The following is a 17,404-nucleotide window of genomic DNA, read 5'->3' on the forward strand; positions in this document are numbered from 1 at the left end:
CCCGCTGACAGAGATGCCCCTTGTTCGAACATCCCTGCGGGAATGCACACGGCCCTTCCGGAACCGCAGGCCGGGGGCGGAAGGCCCACCGGGTGCCTGGCCGGTGCCGCGCCCACGCTTCCCGGAAGATTCCCGTACGTCCGCCCCAGTGCTGCCGTGGTGGCAGTTAGGACGACGAGTACTGTGGGACTCGCTTCCGGTCCTCCCGGCGGGAGGCGCGCAGCATCAACACTCGACCGAGCAACTCGGACAGTCTGCCATATGGGGCGGGGGGTCCGCCAATCGAGCCGGAGAGAATACCCCCAGGGTGACGTAGGTCAAACAGCAGCCCGGGATCGTTGCCCCCAAGGTGACGTCCCAGCCCCGACGCCCGGCACTCCATGTGGTGGGTGGATCCCGCTGCGTCACCATCGATCGGGGCCGCGGCCGGCACACCGAGCTTCAACAAAGGGTCCCCTCCACGAACCGGCGCAGCTCCTCGAAGCCGGTGGCGCGGAGTTCCGAATCGCCGGTGACGGCCCATGCCCCGTTACTCCACTGCACCCGCCAGACCTTGCCCTCGTGGTTCTCGTACTCCACGAACGCCTCAGGGGTGTCCTCGAGCTCCGGAAGCTCGTTGAGCAGGACCTCGGGGTAGGTGAGGGCGCGTTCCGGGTTGGTGCTGCCGCCGCCGGTGCGGGGGTTGTCGAAGCGCATCTTCAGGAACGGCAGGGGCCCGCGCTCGATCTCCGCGGTGGGCAGCATCTTGTGATACCTGGCCTCCGCCTCCGGCAACGTCTCGCGCCCGGAGAACTCGCACGCGTACCCGGGAAAGACGATGTACGTCAGCGGCGTGAGGTCAGGGTGCTGCACCTTGTGGTGCCCGTGCACCTCGGGAACGACGGCCGCGACGGAGTCGAAGGTGTATCCGGGCACACCGAACCCGGCCACGGAGGTGAGCAGCCGACCCTCCACGATCAGCTCCTTCTCGTGCTCGCGGGCGAAGGCCAACACCGCTGCGGCGAGCTCCGGGTCGTGTTTGCCGCGCTGGTTCATCTGAAGGAGCCGCGTGCCGTCGGAGGTCAGGGCACCCGCGAAGTTCAGGACTGGAACGAGACTCCACCACCAGGCTCGGTCCAGGCCGTCGAGGGGGGTGGCGTGGGGGAATCCGGTGACGGTGGCTTGCAGGTCCATGGTTCCTTCCGGGTCCACGGAGAACTCGAACTCCGTGGAGCGCAGCTCCTTCCTTGTCAGTCGGCGCTCCCTCCCGAAGCCACTCAGGTGCGGCGCCCGCGCAGGGCCTTCCAGGCGTCCTCGGCCGCGTATGCAGCACTCAGCCGCCAGGTTTCCAGCTTGTCCCACGCCCTTGACGCGGCCATCCGCCACTTGAACCACGGCGGCAACTGCCGGAACGGCACGAACGTCAGGGTGTCGTCGATGGCGTTCTCGGCGAGACCACGATGGCCCTCCGCACGCAGCGCGGCGTACAGCTCCGGGGTCACCTCACCGTTGAGCCGTGCCGCGGTGCCCGCGGCAGTGAACGCGTACCCCCGCTGATCACGGTCTGACAACTGCATCGCCCGGACGATCCGAGGTGATGCTTCATCCAACGAACACTGGAAGGCCAACCCGATCACTGCCGTGCCGAGATGCTGTTCGCCACGCTCGAACGCGGCGTCCCACTCGGCGGGGTCGTCGATGCCCAGCAGGCCCTCGCCGCTCTCCCAGTCCCACTCGGACGCCATTGGCTGCCCTTCCCTCTCCGCCCGTCATCGTCCGGACCCCTCCGCGAAGCGGAACGTCGACGTGATCGCGTCGAAGATGTCGAAGAAGGAGTCGGCGAGGTCGAGGACCTGGCTGCTGCCGGCGACCAGGGCCACCTTGCCCTCCTGGCCGGGGACGGGGATGTACGTCTGCACCAGTACGGCCCGGATGGTGCGGTTGAGGCTGTCGCCGGGGACCGGGATGTCCTCGATGCCGTAGGTGCGGGCCGCGGGTCCGACGCCGGGGATGTCGACGGTCGTGACCTTGCGCCAGGAGTCGCCCTCCTTCCTCGCTTCCTTGACGGCGAGTTGGGCGGCTATGGCAGCCGGGTCGTTCGACAGGGGCGCGCCGTCCCGCGTACGGCCACCGACGAGAGAGACGGTGACGGAGCCGGTGATCGGGGTGTCGCCGCCGAAGCTCTCCGCCATGCAACCGCAGTACATCGCACCGGACTTCCAGGCGTCGGCCGCGGCCTTCTGGAGGAAGGTGGTGTACGTGTCGCGGTACTGGGCCAGTTCCGGGTGCGCCTCGATCCGCTCGTTCACCATCCGTCGGATCGAGTCGTCCCGCGACTCCGGCCGCACGTCGAACTCCCACCACGACTCCGGCACCTTGATGCGGAATCCGCCGCGCTCGATGGTGAGCGCCTCCATGTAGCGGGCCATGGCTGTCGTGTCCCCGTTTCATGTTTCGTCGAGCACGTGTTCGCGCACCATGCTGAGGTACGGTGCGGCCAGACTACGAGAACGGGGGACGGACTCATGGGCAAGGGCAAGAGTGATCTCTCACTCCCGCTGACCGAGCTGGAGGACTACGGCCGCCGGCTCCGGTCCATCAAGACCCGCCTCAACCACACCAAGAAGCTCTTCGAGTCGTACAAGGACGACATCGGCAGCGGCAAGGTCAACGACGCCCTCGACGACTTCGAGTCCAACTGGGAGGACGGCCGCGAGGACATCACCCAGCAGCTCGACGCCCTCGCCGACATGTCCGACACCGTCGTCCGCGAGTTCAAGAAGCTCGACGACGAGCTGGCCAAGAAGGTCAACGACGCGGTGAAGACGGAGGACAAGCGGAGCAAGGCGCAGAAGAAGGCGGACTGAAGCCTGCCGGTGGGGGCTCAGTGGTAGCGCGACAGCGGCCCCGGCCGGTCAGGCGTCGGTTTCACCGAGCGTCCAGCACGGCGAGCCCTTGGGCGGCGCGGGCCGGATCGGCAACTTCGCGAAGTCGATGTACGCGTCCACGTCCGGGTCCCCGATCGGCAGGCGGCCTTGGTCGTCCGCAAGGTAGTACGCGCCGTAGGCCCAGAATTCCGGGAACTCGTGGCCCATGATCTCGTGGTCCTCGGGGGGTGCGTCCTCGTCCCCGAACGCCTGATTGATCCTGGCGACGGCTTCCGCCCGCCCGATCCCGCAGTGTTCGACCAGCACCTCCGCCATGTCGCGGTAATACTCCAGCATCTCCTCGCTCAGGCGGGCCAAGAATTCCGACTTCATGGTGAGAGGTTATGACGGCCGCCGCGTCGTGAGTGCAGCTACTCACATGATCCGGCTGAGATGAGTAGGCCGACGACTGCCGACTTCCGTGGTCGGTGGCTTGGATCGGTTGTATGCATACGGACTCCTCGGCGGCCACCTCTCCGCGTCCCCCTCTCCACGGGTACCGCGCCATCACCCTGATCAGCGTCTTCTTCCTGGCCGTCATCGGCTTCGGCGCCTACGCCTGTCAGTCGCTGGAGGGCGGGCCCGTGCGGTCGGACGTCGAGTACCGGGCGCGGGTGGCGCAGACGAAGAAGGCGGGCATGGAGGCGGTCCGTAGCCTGACCCCGGCGCCGGAGGAGGCCGCGGAGCCCCCGGGGAGGACGCTCGACGACATCGCCCAGAAGGACAGCAGTACGTCCTGCGTGGACGACTTCGGCGTCGACGACACCGGCGTGACCCGCGACGAGCCCATCTTCTCCTGGGAGTTGAGCTTCACCGGGCGTAGCGACTACCTCGCCGCCGTCGATCACCTCCGGCGGGAGTGGAAGCGGCAGGGGCTGACGGTGAAGGACGTGCCGGCCCCCGGCAAGGGTGAGCCCGGTGCGGGGCTGCCGGGTATCACTGCCACCGACGACCAGGGCATCGAGCTCGCCCTCCGCCCGGACTGGTACTCCGGCGACCCCGTCGTGCGCGCCGACGGGGGCTGTATGCGCCACTCCTACTGAACGGGCTGAGCAGGGTGAACAGGCTCCGACAGCAACTCCTCCAGTCCCTCGTCGTAGGCCCGGAAGCCCGCCTTTCCGGTCTCGGACGCACCCCCATGGGGTTCGAGGACGCGCGGCAGGTAGGCCACTCGCCACATTCGGAAGACCTGGTCCGGGGCGCTGCGGACGGTGGGGTCCGCCAGGTCGGAGGCGATGCGGAGGATTTCGGCGACCTGGGGCGCTCCCTCGCGGGCCTCGGTGCCGGCTGCGACGGCCACTCCGAGCAACTCGGCGAGGAAGTCGACCAGTTGAACGTCCGCCGCCATGCGGCACATACGGCGCACGGTCGGCGGTTCTTCAAGCCTCGCGAGGGGATCAGGGACCCCGGTGACACCCCGGGACCACAGGAGCAGGTCCGCCGACGCCACCGTGTAGTCGCGGAAGTATCCCATTTCGTCAGCGATCGCCAAGGCCCCGTCACCGAAACCGCAGATCGAACAGATCCCGGCGAGGACGCGATCCACGTCCGCACGCCTGCTGTCCAGGAAGGCGCCCACGGAGACGTCGGCGAGCGACCACGTACCGGTGACGTTCACCGCCCCGACCCCCACCACGCACCCGAAGGGCGCGAAGACCTCGCGGACGAATCGCAGGGGATGGATCTCACTCACCGGTCACACGAGATGCGTATGACGCGTATGAGACGAAGGTGGTCCAGGTGGTGGGCGGGAAGGTGAGATGGGGGGCGTCGGTGGGGTTCTTGGAGTCTCGGACGTGGATGGTGGTGGGGGTGGGGGCGATTTCGATGCAGGAGTTGCCGTCGGGGCCGTCGCTGTAGCTGCTCTTGAACCACTCCAGCTCGGTACTGTCTCCGGCAGAAGCCTTGCGGATCATGTCTCTCCCAGCAGTTGCTCGATGAAGGCCATCGACTCCCGGGGCGTGAGAGCCTGCGCCCGGATGGTGCCATACCGCAGCTCAAGGATCCGCAGCTGTTTCGGATCGGAGGTCGGTCGACCGCCGTACGCCCCGTCGGCACGGCCCACTGCGGTGCCGTCCGCGAACTTCAGCACTTCGATCTTCCCGTCCATGCCCGGGTGGGCGTCCGAGTGCGTAGGCATCACTTGCAGCGTGACGTTACGCAATCGCCCCACCTCCAGCAGGCGTTCGAGCTGCTGGCGCCACACCATTGTGCCTCCGACCGGACGGCGGAGTGTGGCCTCTTCCTGGACGAAGCTGAGGGTGGGGGCGGGTGTGCGCTCGAAGATCGACTGCCGCGCGATGCGGGCGGCCACCATGCGCTCCGCCTCCTCCTGTGAGTACGCGGGCTGCCAGGCCTCGAACAACGCGCGCGCATGATCCGGTGTCTGCAAGAGACCGTGGATGCTCAGCCCGACGTACACACCCAGCTCGACCGCCCTGGCCTCCATCTGCGCCAAGTCCCGTACCTGCTTGGGGTACCGGACCTTGGCCACGTCCTCCTTCATCGCGGCGAGCAGGCCACCCGCCCCCAACACCTCGTCCGCCCTGTCCAGATACTCCGGCCTCGGGATCCGCTTCCCGCCCTCGATCTTGTAGACCATGTCCTCGCCGTACCCGAGGGCCTCCCCGAAGACGGCGGCCCGCATCCCCACAGCCTCGCGCCGCAGCTTGAGCTGGCGCCCGACGGTTGCGATGACGGCGATACCCCAGTCATCGTCCGGGTCCACCTCCCAACCCGGTTCGTCGGCCTCGCTCTTGAGCCGTACCGCCTCGCCGTCCACACTCATTCCGCACCCCTCCGTCGTACGACCGTGCCGCGACGCCCCTACCCGTACGGCCGTCCTCGACAGCCCGGACACGACCAGACAAACTCCGGACAGTAACCGTACGCAACGACTGCGTCACTGGTCACGGTGCGCACAGGCGACCACGCTGAGTGACGTGAACCAGGAAAACTCCACCCAACTCGACTGCGGCGTCAGGAACTTCAGCGTGCTGCTGTCACCCACGCCGCGCGGTGCTCGCCTCGCCAGGCTCCTCGCTGTCGAGCAACTGCGCACTTGGGGACTGCCGTCGGAGGAGGCGGCGCAGGTCATCGCGGAGCTGGCCGTCAACGCGGCCACGCATGGGCGGGTGCCGGGGCGTGACTTCCGGCTGTCGCTGTACGTCGTCGGCGGCACCCTGCGTATCGAGGTGACGGACACGCGCGGTGACGGGCTGCCGTGCCCGCGACAACCGGGCCCCGAGGCGGAGACGGGCCGTGGGCTCGTCCTTGTCGAGGCGCTCGCCGACCGGTGGGGTGTTGCCCCGGGACCACGCCCCCGCAAGACGGTCTGGGCCGAGCTGACGGTCTCGCGGTGCGGCAGGTGAGGGTGAGGGTGAGGGTGAGTCGGGCCGGGCGGTACAACAAGCGCAGGTGGGCCGCCCGCTTCTTCCTCAGTGTCGTGCCTCCACGACCCGAGTAAAGGGCGCTCCGCGTCGGCTCCGCCGATGGCCCTCCGGGCCACCCTTGACTAGGGCCGCTCCAGCACGGGTGAGAAGCGAGCGGGCGGCCCGGAGAAAGTGGCCGGCTTGGGCGGGTTGGGCCCTGGGGCGGGCTGCGTTCCGGGCCGGGGTGAAGGGGGTGCGCGGTCGCGCCTCGCCTGCACGCCGGGTGAGCTTGGCGGCGAACGGTGGGTGGGGTGTGGGGCGCGCGTCGGCTAGGAGGGGGGCACACCGGGCAGACTCAGCGGCGAACGGCCGGTGGGTGGCTGGGGGCGCGTCGGCTGGGCGGGGGCATGCCGGGCAGGCCTAGCGGCTTGAGGCCGGTGGGTGGCTGGGGGCGCATCGGCTGGGTGGGGGCATGCCGGGCAGGCTCAGCGGCGCGCAGTCGGTGGGTGGCTGGGGCCGCATTGGCTGGGCGGGGGCATGCCGGGCAGGCCTAGCGGCTTGAGGCCGGTGGGTGGCGAGGGCGCATCGGCTGGGTGGGGGCATGCCGGGTGGGTTTGGCGGGGGTCGGCTGGTGGGCTGCGCGCGGTGGCTGGGCCGGGCCCGCTGACTGGGCTGGCGGCTCACGAACGGTGGGCGGATGGGGGTGCGCCCGTCCACAGGGAGGGGCGGCTAGCGGCTGCCTGCCGTGGAGAAGGTGATTGGACGGAATAGGACAGCCACCCCACCACCGACCTGGCCCTTTGCGGGCCCGGCTGTCCGTCATCATCCACTTGCTTCCCGGATGCGTGATCGGTGGCCCCGCTTCGGGTGGGGCGGGGTGCGCGTGGGCCGAAAAGCGGCACGCCAGCTGGGCTTGACGGAGATCGGCCGGGGAGTGGCCCCGGGAGCAGCCCACCCAGTCAGGATCAGAACGGGCAGAGCCAGAATGGACGAGCCCGTGGACCGGAGACCTGCAGAATGACGGTCATGAACGAGAACTTGAACACCAGTGCGAGCGCTGCCGAGTCCAGGCCGCCGCTGACGGCTGGCCTCACAGGCGCTGAGCTGCTGCGCTGGTACTGGACGCTGGACGAACTCACCGGTCTCGCCCGCACGATGGGCGTCGCGCGCAACGGCGGCAAGGGGGCGCTCACCGTCCGCCTCGCCGCGGCGCTGGACGGCCGCCCTTTGCCTGCCTCCCCGGCCCGCCGTGGCCCGGCGACCGCGCAGTTGGCCGAGCCTGTAGACGGCGACACCGTGATCCCGGCCGGCCAGCGGTGCAGCCAGGTTCTGCGGAGGTACTTCGTCGAGGTGATCGGCCCCGGCTTCCACTTCGACGCCTTCATGCGCGACTTCATCGCTCAGAACCCTGGCCGAACCCTGGCGGACGCGGTCACCCACTGGCACGCCACCCGCCCGGACGCGGCCCGCCCCCGCGAGATAGAGGCGCAGTTCGAGTTCAACCGCTTCACCAGCGCCTGGCACCGCCAGAACCCGTCCGGCACCCGAGCCCAGGCTCTCGAAGCCTGGTACGCCCACCGAGCACTCCCCAAGCCCCCCAGCGCCACGTGACGACACCCGCGCCCCGGACGAGAACGGATGGATCCAACCGGTCCCACGGAAGAGGTCCACCGATCACGCATCCGGGAAGCAAGTGGACGATGACGGACAGCCGGGCCCGCAAAGGGCCAGGTCGGTGGTGGGGTGGCTGTCCTATTCCGTCCAATCACCTTCTCCACGGCAGGCAGCCGCTAGCCGCCCCTCCCTGTGGACGGGCGCACCCCCATCCGCCCACCGTTCGTGAGCCGCCAGCCCAGTCAGCGGGCCTGGCCCAGCCACCGCGCGCAGCCCACCAGCCGACCCCCGCCAAACCCACCCGGCATGCCCCCACCCAGCCGATGCGCCCTCGCCACCCACCGGCCTCAAGCCGCTAGGCCTGCCCGGCATGCCCCCACCCAGCCAATGCGGCCCCAGCCACCCACCGACTGCGCGCCGCTGAGCCTGCCCGGCGTGCCCCCCGCCCAGCCGACGCGCGCCCCACACCCCACCCACCGTTCGCCGCCAAGCTCACCCGGCGTGCAGGCGAGGCGCGACCGCGCACCCCCTTCACCCCGGCCCGGAACGCAGCCCGCCCCAGGGCCCAACCCGCCCAAGCCGGCCACTTTCTCCGGGCCGCCCGCTCGCTTCTCACCCGTGCTGGAGCGGCCCTAGTCAAGGGTGGCCCGCAGGGCCATCGCCGCAGGCGACGCGGAGCGACAGCGCAGCGCCCTTTACTCGGGGCGCGGAAGCACGACACTGGACAAGAAGCGGGCGGCCCCACGGCGACCAGCACAGCATCCGTAAGCACAGCACGCCCGGTAAGCACGGCCCCGTATGCACAACACCGCAAGCGCACCGCCCGTAACCAACCCCGCAAACCCACCCCCCGAATCCAACCCCCGTACATGCGAAAAGACCCGCACGACCGAAGTCGTGCGGGTCTCTTCAGGTCAGGCGACCCCGGAGGGTCAGACCTTCAAGAGAGCTGGGCTCACTTGTTGATCTTGATGACCTGGCCGGCGCCCACGGTGCGGCCACCCTCGCGGATGGCGAACTTCAGGCCCTCTTCCATGGCGACGGGCTGGATGAGCTCCACCTTCATCTCGGTGTTGTCACCCGGCATGACCATCTCGGTGCCCTCGGGGAGGGTCACAACGCCGGTCACGTCCGTCGTACGGAAGTAGAACTGCGGACGGTAGTTGTTGAAGAACGGCGTGTGGCGGCCACCCTCGTCCTTGGACAGGATGTAGGCCTGCGCCTCGAACTCGGTGTGCGGGGTGACCGAGCCCGGCTTGATGATGACCTGGCCGCGCTCGACGTCCTCGCGCTTGATGCCACGGAGGAGCAGACCGACGTTCTCACCGGCCTGGCCCTCGTCGAGCAGCTTGCGGAACATCTCGATGCCGGTGACCGTGGTGGTGGTCTTCTCCTGCTTGATGCCCACGATGTCGACGGTCTCGTTGACCTTCAGGACACCACGCTCGATACGGCCGGTGACGACCGTACCGCGACCGGTGATCGTGAAGACGTCCTCGATCGGCATCAGGAACGGCTTGTCGACATCACGCTCGGGCTGCGGGATGTTCTCGTCGACGGCCTTCATCAGCTCGAGGACGGTCTGGGTCCACTCCGGGTCGCCCTCCAGCGCCTTCAGCGCGGAGACCTTGACGACCGGCAGGTCGTCGCCCGGGAACTCGTACTCGGAGAGGAGCTCACGGACCTCGAGCTCGACGAGCTCCAGGATCTCCTCGTCGTCCACCATGTCGGCCTTGTTCAGGGCGACGACGATGTACGGAACGCCGACCTGGCGGGCCAGGAGCACGTGCTCCTTGGTCTGCGGCATCGGGCCGTCGGTGGCGGCGACCACGAGGATCGCGCCGTCCATCTGCGCGGCACCGGTGATCATGTTCTTGATGTAGTCCGCGTGACCCGGGCAGTCGACGTGGGCGTAGTGACGCGCCTCGGTCTGGTACTCGACGTGCGCGATGGAGATGGTGATACCGCGCTGACGCTCTTCGGGCGCCTTGTCGATGTTGTCGAACGCGGTGGCCTCGTTCAGGTCCGGGTACGCGTCGTGCAGCACCTTGGTAATGGCGGCCGTGAGGGTCGTCTTACCGTGGTCGATGTGACCGATGGTGCCGATGTTGACGTGCGGCTTAGTCCGCTCGAACTTCGCCTTCGCCACTGGGGTCCTCCTGTGGAGTGGTTCTGTACGCCTTACTTCATCGGCGCCAGGTGATCTTTGCTGGATAGCCCGGAACCCGGGGCATTCATCCAGGAATGTGGCTGAATGCCCCTTGAGGCTCCGGAGTCAAGCCTAAAGCGTGTGAACGCGGTGCGTTACTCGCCCTTGGCCTTCGCGATGATCTCCTCGGCGACGTTCCGCGGAACCTCGGCGTAGGAGTCGAACTGCATCGAGTAGCTTGCGCGACCCGAGGTCTTGCTGCGGAGGTCGCCGACGTAGCCGAACATCTCCGACAGGGGCACGAGGCCCTTGACGACGCGGGCACCGGCCCGCTCCTCCATGGCCTGGATCTGGCCACGGCGGGAGTTGATGTCGCCGATGACCTCACCCATGTAGTCCTCGGGCGTGGTGACCTCGACGGCCATCATCGGCTCAAGGAGCACAGGGCTGGCCTTACGCGCGGCCTCCTTGAAGGCCTGCGAACCGGCGATCTTGAAGGCGAGCTCGGAGGAGTCGACCTCGTGGTAGCCACCGTCGATGAGGATGACGCGCACGCCGGTCATCTCGTAGCCCGCGAGGATGCCGAACTGCATGGCCTCCTGAGCACCGGCGTCCACCGAAGGGATGTACTCCTTCGGGATACGGCCACCGGTGACCTTGTTCACGAACTCGTACGAGGCGTCGCCGCCCTCGATGGGCTCGATCGCGATCTGCACCTTGGCGAACTGACCGGTACCACCGGTCTGCTTCTTGTGGGTGTAGTCCACGCGCTCGACGGCCTTACGGATCGTCTCGCGGTACGCGACCTGCGGCTTGCCGACGTTGGCCTCGACCTTGAACTCACGGCGCATACGGTCGACGAGCACCTCGAGGTGCAGCTCGCCCATGCCGCCGATGATGGTCTGGCCGGTCTCCTCGTCGGAGTGGACCTGGAAGGACGGGTCCTCCTCGGCCAGGCGCTGGATCGCGACGCCGAGCTTCTCCTGGTCGCCCTTCGACTTGGGCTCGATGGCGACCTGGATGACCGGCGCCGGGAAGTCCATGGACTCCAGGATGACCGGGTTCTTGTCGTCGGCCAGCGTCTCACCGGTGGTGGTCTGCTTCAGGCCCATGACGGCGACGATGTCGCCGGCACCCACCGACTCGATCTCCTCACGCTTGTTGGCGTGCATGCGGTAGATCTTGCCGATGCGCTCCTTCTTGCCCTTGACGGAGTTCAGCACCGAAGAGCCGGACTCCAGGCGGCCCGAGTAAACCCGGACGAAGGTGAGCTTGCCGAGGTGCGGGTCGCTCATGATCTTGAACGCCAGCGCCGAGAGGGGCTCCTCGTCGGACGGCTTGCGCTTGACGACGACCTCGGGGTCCTTGACGTCGTGGCCCTCGATGGCCTCGATGTCGACCGGCGACGGCAGGTAGCGCACGACCGCGTCGAGCAGGGGCTGGACGCCCTTGTTCTTGAACGCGGTGCCGCAGAACACCGGGGTCACGGTGGTGCCGGTGCCCTTGCCGGACGCGATGGTGATACGACGGATCGCGGCGTACAGCTGCTCCTCGGAAGGCTCGTCGCCCTCCAGGTACAGCTCCATGATCTCTTCGTCGTTCTCGGCCACGGCCTCGATCAGCTTGCCGCGGTACTCCTCGGCAGCCTCGGTGTGCGTGGCCGGGATGTCGACGACGTCGTACATCTCGCCCTTGGTGGCCTCGGCGGACCACACGAACGCCTTCATGCGGACCAGGTCCACGACGCCCTTGAAGTCGGCCTCGGCACCGATCGGGAGCTGCATGACGATCGGCTGCGCGCCCAGGCGGTCGCTGATCATGTCGACGCAACGGTGGAACTCGGCACCGGTGCGGTCGAGCTTGTTCACGAAGCAGATGCGCGGAACGCCGTAGCGGTCCGCCTGACGCCACACCGTCTCGGACTGGGGCTCGACACCGGCGACGCCGTCGAACACCGTCACGGCACCGTCGAGCACACGCAGGGAGCGCTCCACCTCGACGGTGAAGTCGACGTGCCCCGGGGTGTCGATGATGTTGATGGTGTGGTCGACGTCCTCAAGCGGCCAGTGACAGGTGGTGGCAGCAGAGGTGATCGTGATGCCACGCTCCTGCTCCTGCTCCATCCAGTCCATGGTGGCAGCGCCGTCGTGGACCTCACCGATCTTGTACGAGACACCGGTGTAGAACAGGATCCGCTCGGTGGTGGTCGTCTTGCCCGCGTCGATGTGGGCCATGATCCCGATATTGCGGACCTTGGCCAGGTCAAGTGAAGTGGTAGCCATAAGGCTTCAGTCTTCTCTCGGTTCTCGATGGGGTAGCGACTACCAGCGGTAGTGCGCGAAGGCCTTGTTGGACTCGGCCATCTTGTGCGTGTCCTCGCGCTTCTTCACAGCGGCACCAAGGCCGTTGGAGGCGTCGAGAAGCTCGTTGAGCAGACGCTCGGTCATGGTCTTCTCGCGACGGGCGCGGGAGTAACCGACGAGCCAGCGCAGCGCGAGCGTGTTGGCGCGACCGGGCTTGACCTCGATCGGAACCTGGTACGTCGCACCACCGACACGGCGGGACTTGACCTCAAGGGTCGGCTTGATGTTCTCCAGCGCGCGCTTCAGCGTGATGATCGGGTCGTTGCCCGTCTTCTCACGCAGACCCTCCATGGCGCCGTAGACGATGCGCTCGGCGGTGGAGCGCTTGCCGTTCAGCAGCACCTTGTTGATCAGGGAGGTCACCAGAGGGGAGCCGTAAACCGGGTCGATGATGACCGGGCGCTTCGGGGCGGGGCCCTTACGAGGCATTCTTACTTCTCCTTCTTGGCGCCGTAGCGGCTGCGGGCCTGCTTGCGGTTCTTGACACCCTGGGTGTCGAGGGAGCCGCGGATGATCTTGTAGCGAACACCCGGCAGGTCCTTCACACGGCCGCCGCGCACGAGCACGATGGAGTGCTCCTGCAGGTTGTGTCCCTCACCCGGAATGTAAGCGGTGACCTCGATCCCGCTGGTCAGGCGCACACGCGCGACCTTACGCAGGGCCGAGTTCGGCTTCTTCGGGGTGGTCGTGAACACACGCGTGCAGACGCCACGACGCTGAGGGGAACCCTCGAGTGCGGGCGTCTTGTTCTTCTCGACCTTGTCCTGCCGGCCCTTACGGACCAGCTGCTGGATCGTAGGCACTACTTCTCCGGTTTCTGTGTGCCGATAGGTACAGCTAACCTGGAACTTCGCCGACCCACGCGGTCGGGTGTGTCGAATCCCGCAGACTCCCGCCGCTAAGCGGAAAGGGCGCAGATTACGGTGGCCGGTCACAGCTCGCTATGCGGTTGAAGGCACGCACGAGAGCCAGGGCACACCCCAGGCACAAGGTCTGAGCGTACCTACCTCACGGACTTCGGTCAAAACAAATGGAGCCTGCCCCGACACGCCGGACATGTCGCCCTTGCAATCCAGGCTCCGGAGTGAAGGTCGACCCGTTTGGTGCCCATGACAACGACATGTTCAGTACGTTGAACGGTCGCTGTGGCGATCGGGGGGACGGGGGAACACATGACGGCCGACGGCTTACCGGACGGGGTCGGTCTCGACGACCGGGTGCCCTTCCTCGCGCGGCTGGAGAAGGGGGACCGCGAAACGCTGCTCGGGCTCGGCCGCGAGCTGGCCTTCCGCTCCCGGGACGTCCTGCTCCACCAGCACGAACCCTCCTCGTACGTCCTCTTCATCATCCACGGCTGGACCAAGGTCACCGCGGCCGCCGTCAACGGCTACGAGGCGCTGCTCGCGCTGCGCGGCCCCGGTGACGTCGTCGGCGAGTCGGCCGCGCTGACCGGACGCCCGCGCTCGGCCACGGTCACCGCGCTGCAACCGGTCCGCGCCGTCGCCGTCGACCGCGAGCGCTTCACCGCCTTCCTCGGCCGCTCCCCCGACGTCTCCTACGCCCTCCTCGGCCTCACCTCCGACCGCATGCGCGCGGCCGACCAGCGCCGTCTGGAATTCGCCTCCATGAACGTCCGCGAGCGCCTGGCCACCCTTCTGCTGGACCTCGCCCGCACCAACGCCCGCTACACCGAGACCGGCGTGGAACTCCTCGTACCGCTCAGCAAGCAGGAGCTGGCCGGGTCGGTCGGGGCCTCGCGGGAGATGGTCCAGCGGCTGCTGAAGGAGCTGCGGGACAAGGGTGTGGTGGTGACCGGCAGACGGACGCTGCGGATCGTACGGATGGACGTCCTACGAAGGATCGCGCGAACCGAGCCCTGAGGGCCCCGACCCGCGTTCTGTGCACACCGTCACAGTCCGAGTGCGTCATCCGACCTCTCCGCCGCGCCGCCTCACACGCCACGCTTCTCACCTGGCGCAAGGCCTCCATCACCGAAGGGCGACCATGAGCGATCCCGTGAGCCGGACGATCCTGCTGCTCGACATCGAGCGCTACAGCGACCGGGACGACGTCGAGCAGGCCTACTTACGCCGGATGCTCTACGACATCACCGACCGCGCGCTGGAGACCGCCGGCATCGACGAGACGTTGCGGCTGCGGGCCGACCGCGGCGACTCCGTGATGGAGCTGATCGACGCCAATGCCTCCGTGCCGGCGCTGCTGCGGGCCCTGCTCACCGAGGTGCCGGCGCAACTGCGGGGGGTCAACCGGATGGCGTCCAGCTCGGCGCAGATCCGGCTGCGGGCGGTCGTCGCCTCGGGATACGTCGCCATCGACCCGCACGGCTGGGTCGGCTCGGACCTCAACCACGCCTGCCGCCTCCTCGACGCCAAGCTGCTGCGCGCCGCGCTGCGCGAGCGCCCCGACGACTTCGCCCTGTGTGTCTCGGACGGGGTGTACGGGGGGATCGTGCGGCACGACCACACGGGGATCCCGGCGGCGGAGTTCCACCGGATGAGCGTGGACAGCAAGAACGGCCCGCTGACGGCGTGGCTGCACGGTCCGGTGCCGGACGGGGCGGCCGGGCCCGACGACCACAGTGGAACGGGGGAGGGGGGAGCCCCGGTGCCGGGTGCTTCGGGGGACGGCCCGGCACCGGGGCGGACATCACCCCCGGCACCCTCCACCAGCACCTCCGCCTCCACCGGTGGGGTGGTCTTCAACTTCAACGGCGGCTCCCCGACCTTCGGCGGCAGCCTCGTCGCCGGTGACCAGCACGGTGTGTCCGGAGGACGGTTCACCGGGAACGTGCACCTCGGCGGGACCGGGGGTGACGCGGCGTGACGGTTCCGCCGGAGCAGGACCCCCCGCCCACCGACCCGGTGGCGGAGCCGGAGGCGGACAGACCCGAGGACGCCGCCGAGCGCACCCAGGAGGCCCGCGCGGCCCAGCGGGAGCTGTTCGCCCACACGCCCGGCTTCATCCTCGGCTCGGCCGCCTCCTTCGGCGGCAGCCTGGTCGGCGGGGCACAGCACGGGGTGTCGGGCGGGCAGGTCACCGGGGACGTCTTCCTGGGCGGCAAGACGGAGATCCACCACCACGGCCCGGCGGCGACGGGCCACGCCTCCGGGGAGATACCGCGGGGCCGCCTCGACGCGCTGGCCGCCGTCTTCGTCGAGGGCCCGGGCTTCGAAGCCGCCCTGGCGCGGCTCCGGGAGGAGCGCGTGCTGGTCCTCTCCGGCCCGCACGCCGCCGGGCGGTACGCGGCCGCTCAGATGCTCCTGCACCGCCTCGGGGTGCCCGCCGTACACGCCCTGCCCGCCGAGACGACGCCGGCGGCGCTGCCCGCGCAGCTGGCCCGGCCGGGCGGCCATGTGCTGCGCGACCTGCCGCTGACCCGCAACCGGCCGCTGCGCGACACCCATCTGTACGCGGCCGTGGACCAGCTCAAGAAGACCGACGGGCACCTGGTGGTGACCGTGGAGAACTCGCCGTTCCTGCTGGGGGTCACCCCGGCGCGCTGGGCGCCGCCCGCGGCCGAGGACGTCGTACGGGCGCATCTGTCCGTACGGCGGCCCGGCGAGGCGACGAAGCTGCTGGCGCTCGCGCCGGTGCGGGACTTCCTGGCGCGCGGGCGGCGGCCCGCCGAGGCGGCCGAGTTCGCGCGGGAGCTCGCCCAGTACGACGGGGGCGCGGAGGCGGACGCCCGGCTCGCGGACTTCGGGCAGGCGGCCGTGGAGAAGCAGTGCCGGAGCTGGCTGAGCGCGCCCGACAGCGATCTGCGCGAGAAGGCGTTCCTGATCTCGCTCGCCGTGTTCGACCAGGCCCCGTACGTGCTGGCCGCCGAGCTCGCGGACCGGCTCTTCGTGCACTTCCAGCAGTTGCAGCACCCCGAACAGCCGCCGGAGATCCCGGTGTTCGGTCCTTCGGCGACGGACCGGCTGGAGCGGGCGCGGGCCGAGGGGGAGTTACGGGACGAGCCGACCGACTGGGGGCCCGTACCGCAGTTCATGGCGCGGTTCCGCGAGGAACGCACCGCGCGCGTGCTGCTCACGGAGGTGTGGACGGGCCATCCCTCCGCACGCCCCGCGCTGGTGGCCTGGCTGCGCGAGCTGGCCCGGGACGGGCGGCCGGTGGTGCGCACCCGGGCCGCCGCGGCGGCGGCGCTGCTCGCCACCGCCGACCTGCTCTCGACGATCGCGCTGCTGGTCGACGGCTGGGCGGTCGCCAAGGCGTTCGGTCCGCGCGTCACCGCCGCGAACGCGCTCACCCTGGCCCAGTTGCTGGACGCGCCGGCCGTGCTGCGGCTGCTCACCCAGTGGTGCACGGACGGGCACTGGGCCCGCCGCTGGACCGCGATCCGCGCCTTCGGCCTGCTGGCCCCGCTGCGCCCGGAGCTGGCGAGCCCGGCGCTCGGCGCGCTGGCGGGCCGGGCCCGCGCGGACATCAGCGGCGCGACGGGGGCGGAGGCGGACAACCTGATCGAGTCGACGGCGCTGCTGCTGTCGGTGGGCCCGCGCCGCGGCGAGATGCTCTCCGAGCTGGTCGGGCTGCTGTACGACGCCACCCCGGCGGTGCGCGCCCTCGCCCTGAACGCCTTCGTGCGAGCCTGCGAGAACGCGGAGGAGGGCGCGCTGGTGGAGTGGTACGCCGACACCGGCATGTACGAGGCCGACTCCGCCCGCGACCTGGCCACCCTGTGGCGCACCGCGCTGGGCGACCGCGCCCACACCCGGCAGGCGCTCAACGCCCTGCACACCTGGGTGCATGTCGCCCAGCGCCGCCCGGACGCCGCCCAGGCCCTGGAGCTGCTGCTGCCCGCGCTGATCGTCGAGGCGGCCGACCGCGACCGGCTCGACCACGAGCTGCGGTCGATGCGGGCGGAGGACGGGGGGCCGCGGCCGCCGGTCGCCGACCGGCTGCTGGAGCTGCTGTGGCCGGCCGCGGCCGCGCCCGCGTCAGCGTCAACGGTTCACTGATGTCGTACTTTCCCTAGGAGTT

At 69.2% G+C, this 17,404-nt stretch carries 18 protein-coding genes; 7 read left to right on the top strand and 11 right to left on the bottom strand.

Going from position 1 to position 17,404, the window contains the following annotated elements; translation table 11 throughout:
- Positions 1–441: 441 nt before the first annotated feature.
- The 3 genes from ACWGKT_RS28760 to ACWGKT_RS28770 all read right to left on the bottom strand — a co-directional run bounded on the left by ACWGKT_RS28760 (position 442) and on the right by ACWGKT_RS28770 (position 2,408).
- The gene (locus ACWGKT_RS28760) at positions 442–1,173 is read right to left on the bottom strand and encodes a hypothetical protein (protein ID WP_453275980.1); all 732 of its coding nucleotides are present in this window, start codon (positions 1,171–1,173) and stop codon (positions 442–444) included.
- An 83-nt stretch (positions 1,174–1,256) separates the two neighbouring features.
- The gene (locus tag ACWGKT_RS28765) at positions 1,257–1,724 is read right to left on the bottom strand and encodes a hypothetical protein (protein ID WP_453275981.1); all 468 of its coding nucleotides are present in this window, start codon (positions 1,722–1,724) and stop codon (positions 1,257–1,259) included.
- 24 nt (positions 1,725–1,748) lie between these two features.
- Positions 1,749–2,408, bottom strand: coding sequence for a hypothetical protein (locus tag ACWGKT_RS28770; RefSeq protein WP_453275982.1), 660 nt, complete (start codon positions 2,406–2,408; stop codon positions 1,749–1,751).
- A gap of 96 nt (positions 2,409–2,504) precedes the next feature.
- Between ACWGKT_RS28770 and ACWGKT_RS28775 the strand changes: the two genes are divergently transcribed.
- A complete protein-coding gene (locus tag ACWGKT_RS28775; RefSeq protein ID WP_356148690.1) occupies positions 2,505–2,846 on the top strand; it encodes a hypothetical protein in 342 nt (113 codons plus the stop codon).
- Between the two features lie 48 nt (positions 2,847–2,894).
- Here the strand turns inward: ACWGKT_RS28775 and ACWGKT_RS28780 are convergent, their stop codons facing one another.
- The gene (locus ACWGKT_RS28780; RefSeq protein ID WP_453275983.1) at positions 2,895–3,239 is read right to left on the bottom strand and encodes a hypothetical protein; all 345 of its coding nucleotides are present in this window, start codon (positions 3,237–3,239) and stop codon (positions 2,895–2,897) included.
- 113 nt (positions 3,240–3,352) lie between these two features.
- On the opposite strand from ACWGKT_RS28780, the gene ACWGKT_RS28785 reads away from it, so the two are divergent.
- Complete coding sequence (locus ACWGKT_RS28785; protein WP_453275984.1) at positions 3,353–3,949, top strand: hypothetical protein; 597 nt, start codon at positions 3,353–3,355, stop codon at positions 3,947–3,949.
- Here the strand turns inward: ACWGKT_RS28785 and ACWGKT_RS28790 are convergent.
- From ACWGKT_RS28790 to ACWGKT_RS28800, 3 genes are read right to left on the bottom strand one after another with little or no spacing between them, the layout of a single operon-like run.
- Positions 3,943–4,599 carry a hypothetical protein gene (locus tag ACWGKT_RS28790; RefSeq protein WP_453275985.1) on the bottom strand — a complete coding sequence of 219 codons (657 nt, stop codon included), beginning with the start codon at positions 4,597–4,599 and terminating at the stop codon, positions 3,943–3,945. The genes ACWGKT_RS28785 and ACWGKT_RS28790 overlap by 7 nt on opposite strands.
- Positions 4,592–4,822, bottom strand: coding sequence for a DUF397 domain-containing protein (locus ACWGKT_RS28795; protein ID WP_453275986.1), 231 nt, complete (start codon positions 4,820–4,822; stop codon positions 4,592–4,594). The genes ACWGKT_RS28790 and ACWGKT_RS28795 overlap by 8 nt, the downstream gene beginning before the upstream one ends.
- Positions 4,819–5,694 carry a helix-turn-helix domain-containing protein gene (locus ACWGKT_RS28800; protein WP_453275987.1) on the bottom strand — a complete coding sequence of 292 codons (876 nt, stop codon included), beginning with the start codon at positions 5,692–5,694 and terminating at the stop codon, positions 4,819–4,821. The genes ACWGKT_RS28795 and ACWGKT_RS28800 overlap by 4 nt, the downstream gene beginning before the upstream one ends.
- Positions 5,695–5,848: 154 nt before the next feature.
- Here ACWGKT_RS28800 and ACWGKT_RS28805 point away from each other — a divergent pair, with 154 nt between their 5' ends.
- Both ACWGKT_RS28805 and ACWGKT_RS28810 read left to right on the top strand, forming a co-directional pair.
- Complete coding sequence (locus ACWGKT_RS28805) at positions 5,849–6,277, top strand: ATP-binding protein (protein WP_453275988.1); 429 nt, start codon at positions 5,849–5,851, stop codon at positions 6,275–6,277.
- 1,026 nt (positions 6,278–7,303) lie between these two features.
- The gene (locus tag ACWGKT_RS28810; protein ID WP_453275989.1) at positions 7,304–7,888 is read left to right on the top strand and encodes a DUF6434 domain-containing protein; all 585 of its coding nucleotides are present in this window, start codon (positions 7,304–7,306) and stop codon (positions 7,886–7,888) included.
- A 958-nt stretch (positions 7,889–8,846) separates the two neighbouring features.
- Here ACWGKT_RS28810 and tuf read toward each other — a convergent pair.
- The 4 genes from tuf to rpsL form a co-directional block, all read right to left on the bottom strand.
- Positions 8,847–10,040 (bottom strand): elongation factor Tu, encoded by a 1,194-nt coding sequence (gene tuf / locus ACWGKT_RS28815; protein WP_235460611.1) that lies wholly within the window; start codon positions 10,038–10,040, stop codon positions 8,847–8,849.
- A gap of 155 nt (positions 10,041–10,195) precedes the next feature.
- Positions 10,196–12,322, bottom strand: a complete 2,127-nt coding sequence (fusA, locus tag ACWGKT_RS28820; protein ID WP_235460612.1) for an elongation factor G — start codon at positions 12,320–12,322, stop codon at positions 10,196–10,198.
- A 39-nt stretch (positions 12,323–12,361) separates the two neighbouring features.
- Complete coding sequence (rpsG, locus tag ACWGKT_RS28825; protein WP_003992340.1) at positions 12,362–12,832, bottom strand: 30S ribosomal protein S7; 471 nt, start codon at positions 12,830–12,832, stop codon at positions 12,362–12,364.
- A 2-nt stretch (positions 12,833–12,834) separates the two neighbouring features.
- Entirely contained in the window at positions 12,835–13,206 is a 372-nt protein-coding gene (gene rpsL, locus ACWGKT_RS28830; RefSeq protein WP_003948652.1) for a 30S ribosomal protein S12, read from the bottom strand.
- Between the two features lie 369 nt (positions 13,207–13,575).
- Between rpsL and ACWGKT_RS28835 the strand changes: the two genes are divergently transcribed.
- The 3 genes from ACWGKT_RS28835 to ACWGKT_RS28845 all read left to right on the top strand — a co-directional run bounded on the left by ACWGKT_RS28835 (position 13,576) and on the right by ACWGKT_RS28845 (position 17,382).
- Positions 13,576–14,283 carry a Crp/Fnr family transcriptional regulator gene (locus tag ACWGKT_RS28835; protein ID WP_453275990.1) on the top strand — a complete coding sequence of 236 codons (708 nt, stop codon included), beginning with the start codon at positions 13,576–13,578 and terminating at the stop codon, positions 14,281–14,283.
- A gap of 124 nt (positions 14,284–14,407) precedes the next feature.
- Positions 14,408–15,247 carry a hypothetical protein gene (locus ACWGKT_RS28840; RefSeq protein ID WP_453275991.1) on the top strand — a complete coding sequence of 280 codons (840 nt, stop codon included), beginning with the start codon at positions 14,408–14,410 and terminating at the stop codon, positions 15,245–15,247.
- Positions 15,244–17,382 (top strand): hypothetical protein, encoded by a 2,139-nt coding sequence (locus ACWGKT_RS28845; protein ID WP_453275992.1) that lies wholly within the window; start codon positions 15,244–15,246, stop codon positions 17,380–17,382. The genes ACWGKT_RS28840 and ACWGKT_RS28845 overlap by 4 nt, the downstream gene beginning before the upstream one ends.
- Positions 17,383–17,404 lie beyond the last annotated feature (22 nt).

The organism is Streptomyces sp. NPDC054794 (assembly GCF_053611585.1).

Excerpts from the sequence above, each read along its gene's own strand:
- ACWGKT_RS28795 (WP_453275986.1), bottom strand. The coding sequence starts at position 4,822 with ATGATCCGCAAGGCTTCTGCCGGAGACAGTACCGAGCTGGAGTGGTTC.
- ACWGKT_RS28840 (WP_453275991.1), top strand. The coding sequence starts at position 14,408 with ATGAGCGATCCCGTGAGCCGGACGATCCTGCTGCTCGACATCGAGCGC.
- ACWGKT_RS28775 (WP_356148690.1), top strand. The coding sequence starts at position 2,505 with ATGGGCAAGGGCAAGAGTGATCTCTCACTCCCGCTGACCGAGCTGGAG.
- fusA (WP_235460612.1), bottom strand. The coding sequence starts at position 12,322 with ATGGCTACCACTTCACTTGACCTGGCCAAGGTCCGCAATATCGGGATC.
- ACWGKT_RS28760 (WP_453275980.1), bottom strand. The coding sequence starts at position 1,173 with ATGGACCTGCAAGCCACCGTCACCGGATTCCCCCACGCCACCCCCCTC.
- rpsG (WP_003992340.1), bottom strand. The coding sequence starts at position 12,832 with ATGCCTCGTAAGGGCCCCGCCCCGAAGCGCCCGGTCATCATCGACCCG.
- ACWGKT_RS28780 (WP_453275983.1), bottom strand. The coding sequence starts at position 3,239 with ATGAAGTCGGAATTCTTGGCCCGCCTGAGCGAGGAGATGCTGGAGTAT.
- ACWGKT_RS28770 (WP_453275982.1), bottom strand. The coding sequence starts at position 2,408 with ATGGCCCGCTACATGGAGGCGCTCACCATCGAGCGCGGCGGATTCCGC.
- ACWGKT_RS28785 (WP_453275984.1), top strand. The coding sequence starts at position 3,353 with ATGCATACGGACTCCTCGGCGGCCACCTCTCCGCGTCCCCCTCTCCAC.
- ACWGKT_RS28810 (WP_453275989.1), top strand. The coding sequence starts at position 7,304 with ATGAACGAGAACTTGAACACCAGTGCGAGCGCTGCCGAGTCCAGGCCG.
- ACWGKT_RS28800 (WP_453275987.1), bottom strand. The coding sequence starts at position 5,694 with ATGAGTGTGGACGGCGAGGCGGTACGGCTCAAGAGCGAGGCCGACGAA.
- ACWGKT_RS28765 (WP_453275981.1), bottom strand. The coding sequence starts at position 1,724 with ATGGCGTCCGAGTGGGACTGGGAGAGCGGCGAGGGCCTGCTGGGCATC.
- ACWGKT_RS28835 (WP_453275990.1), top strand. The coding sequence starts at position 13,576 with ATGACGGCCGACGGCTTACCGGACGGGGTCGGTCTCGACGACCGGGTG.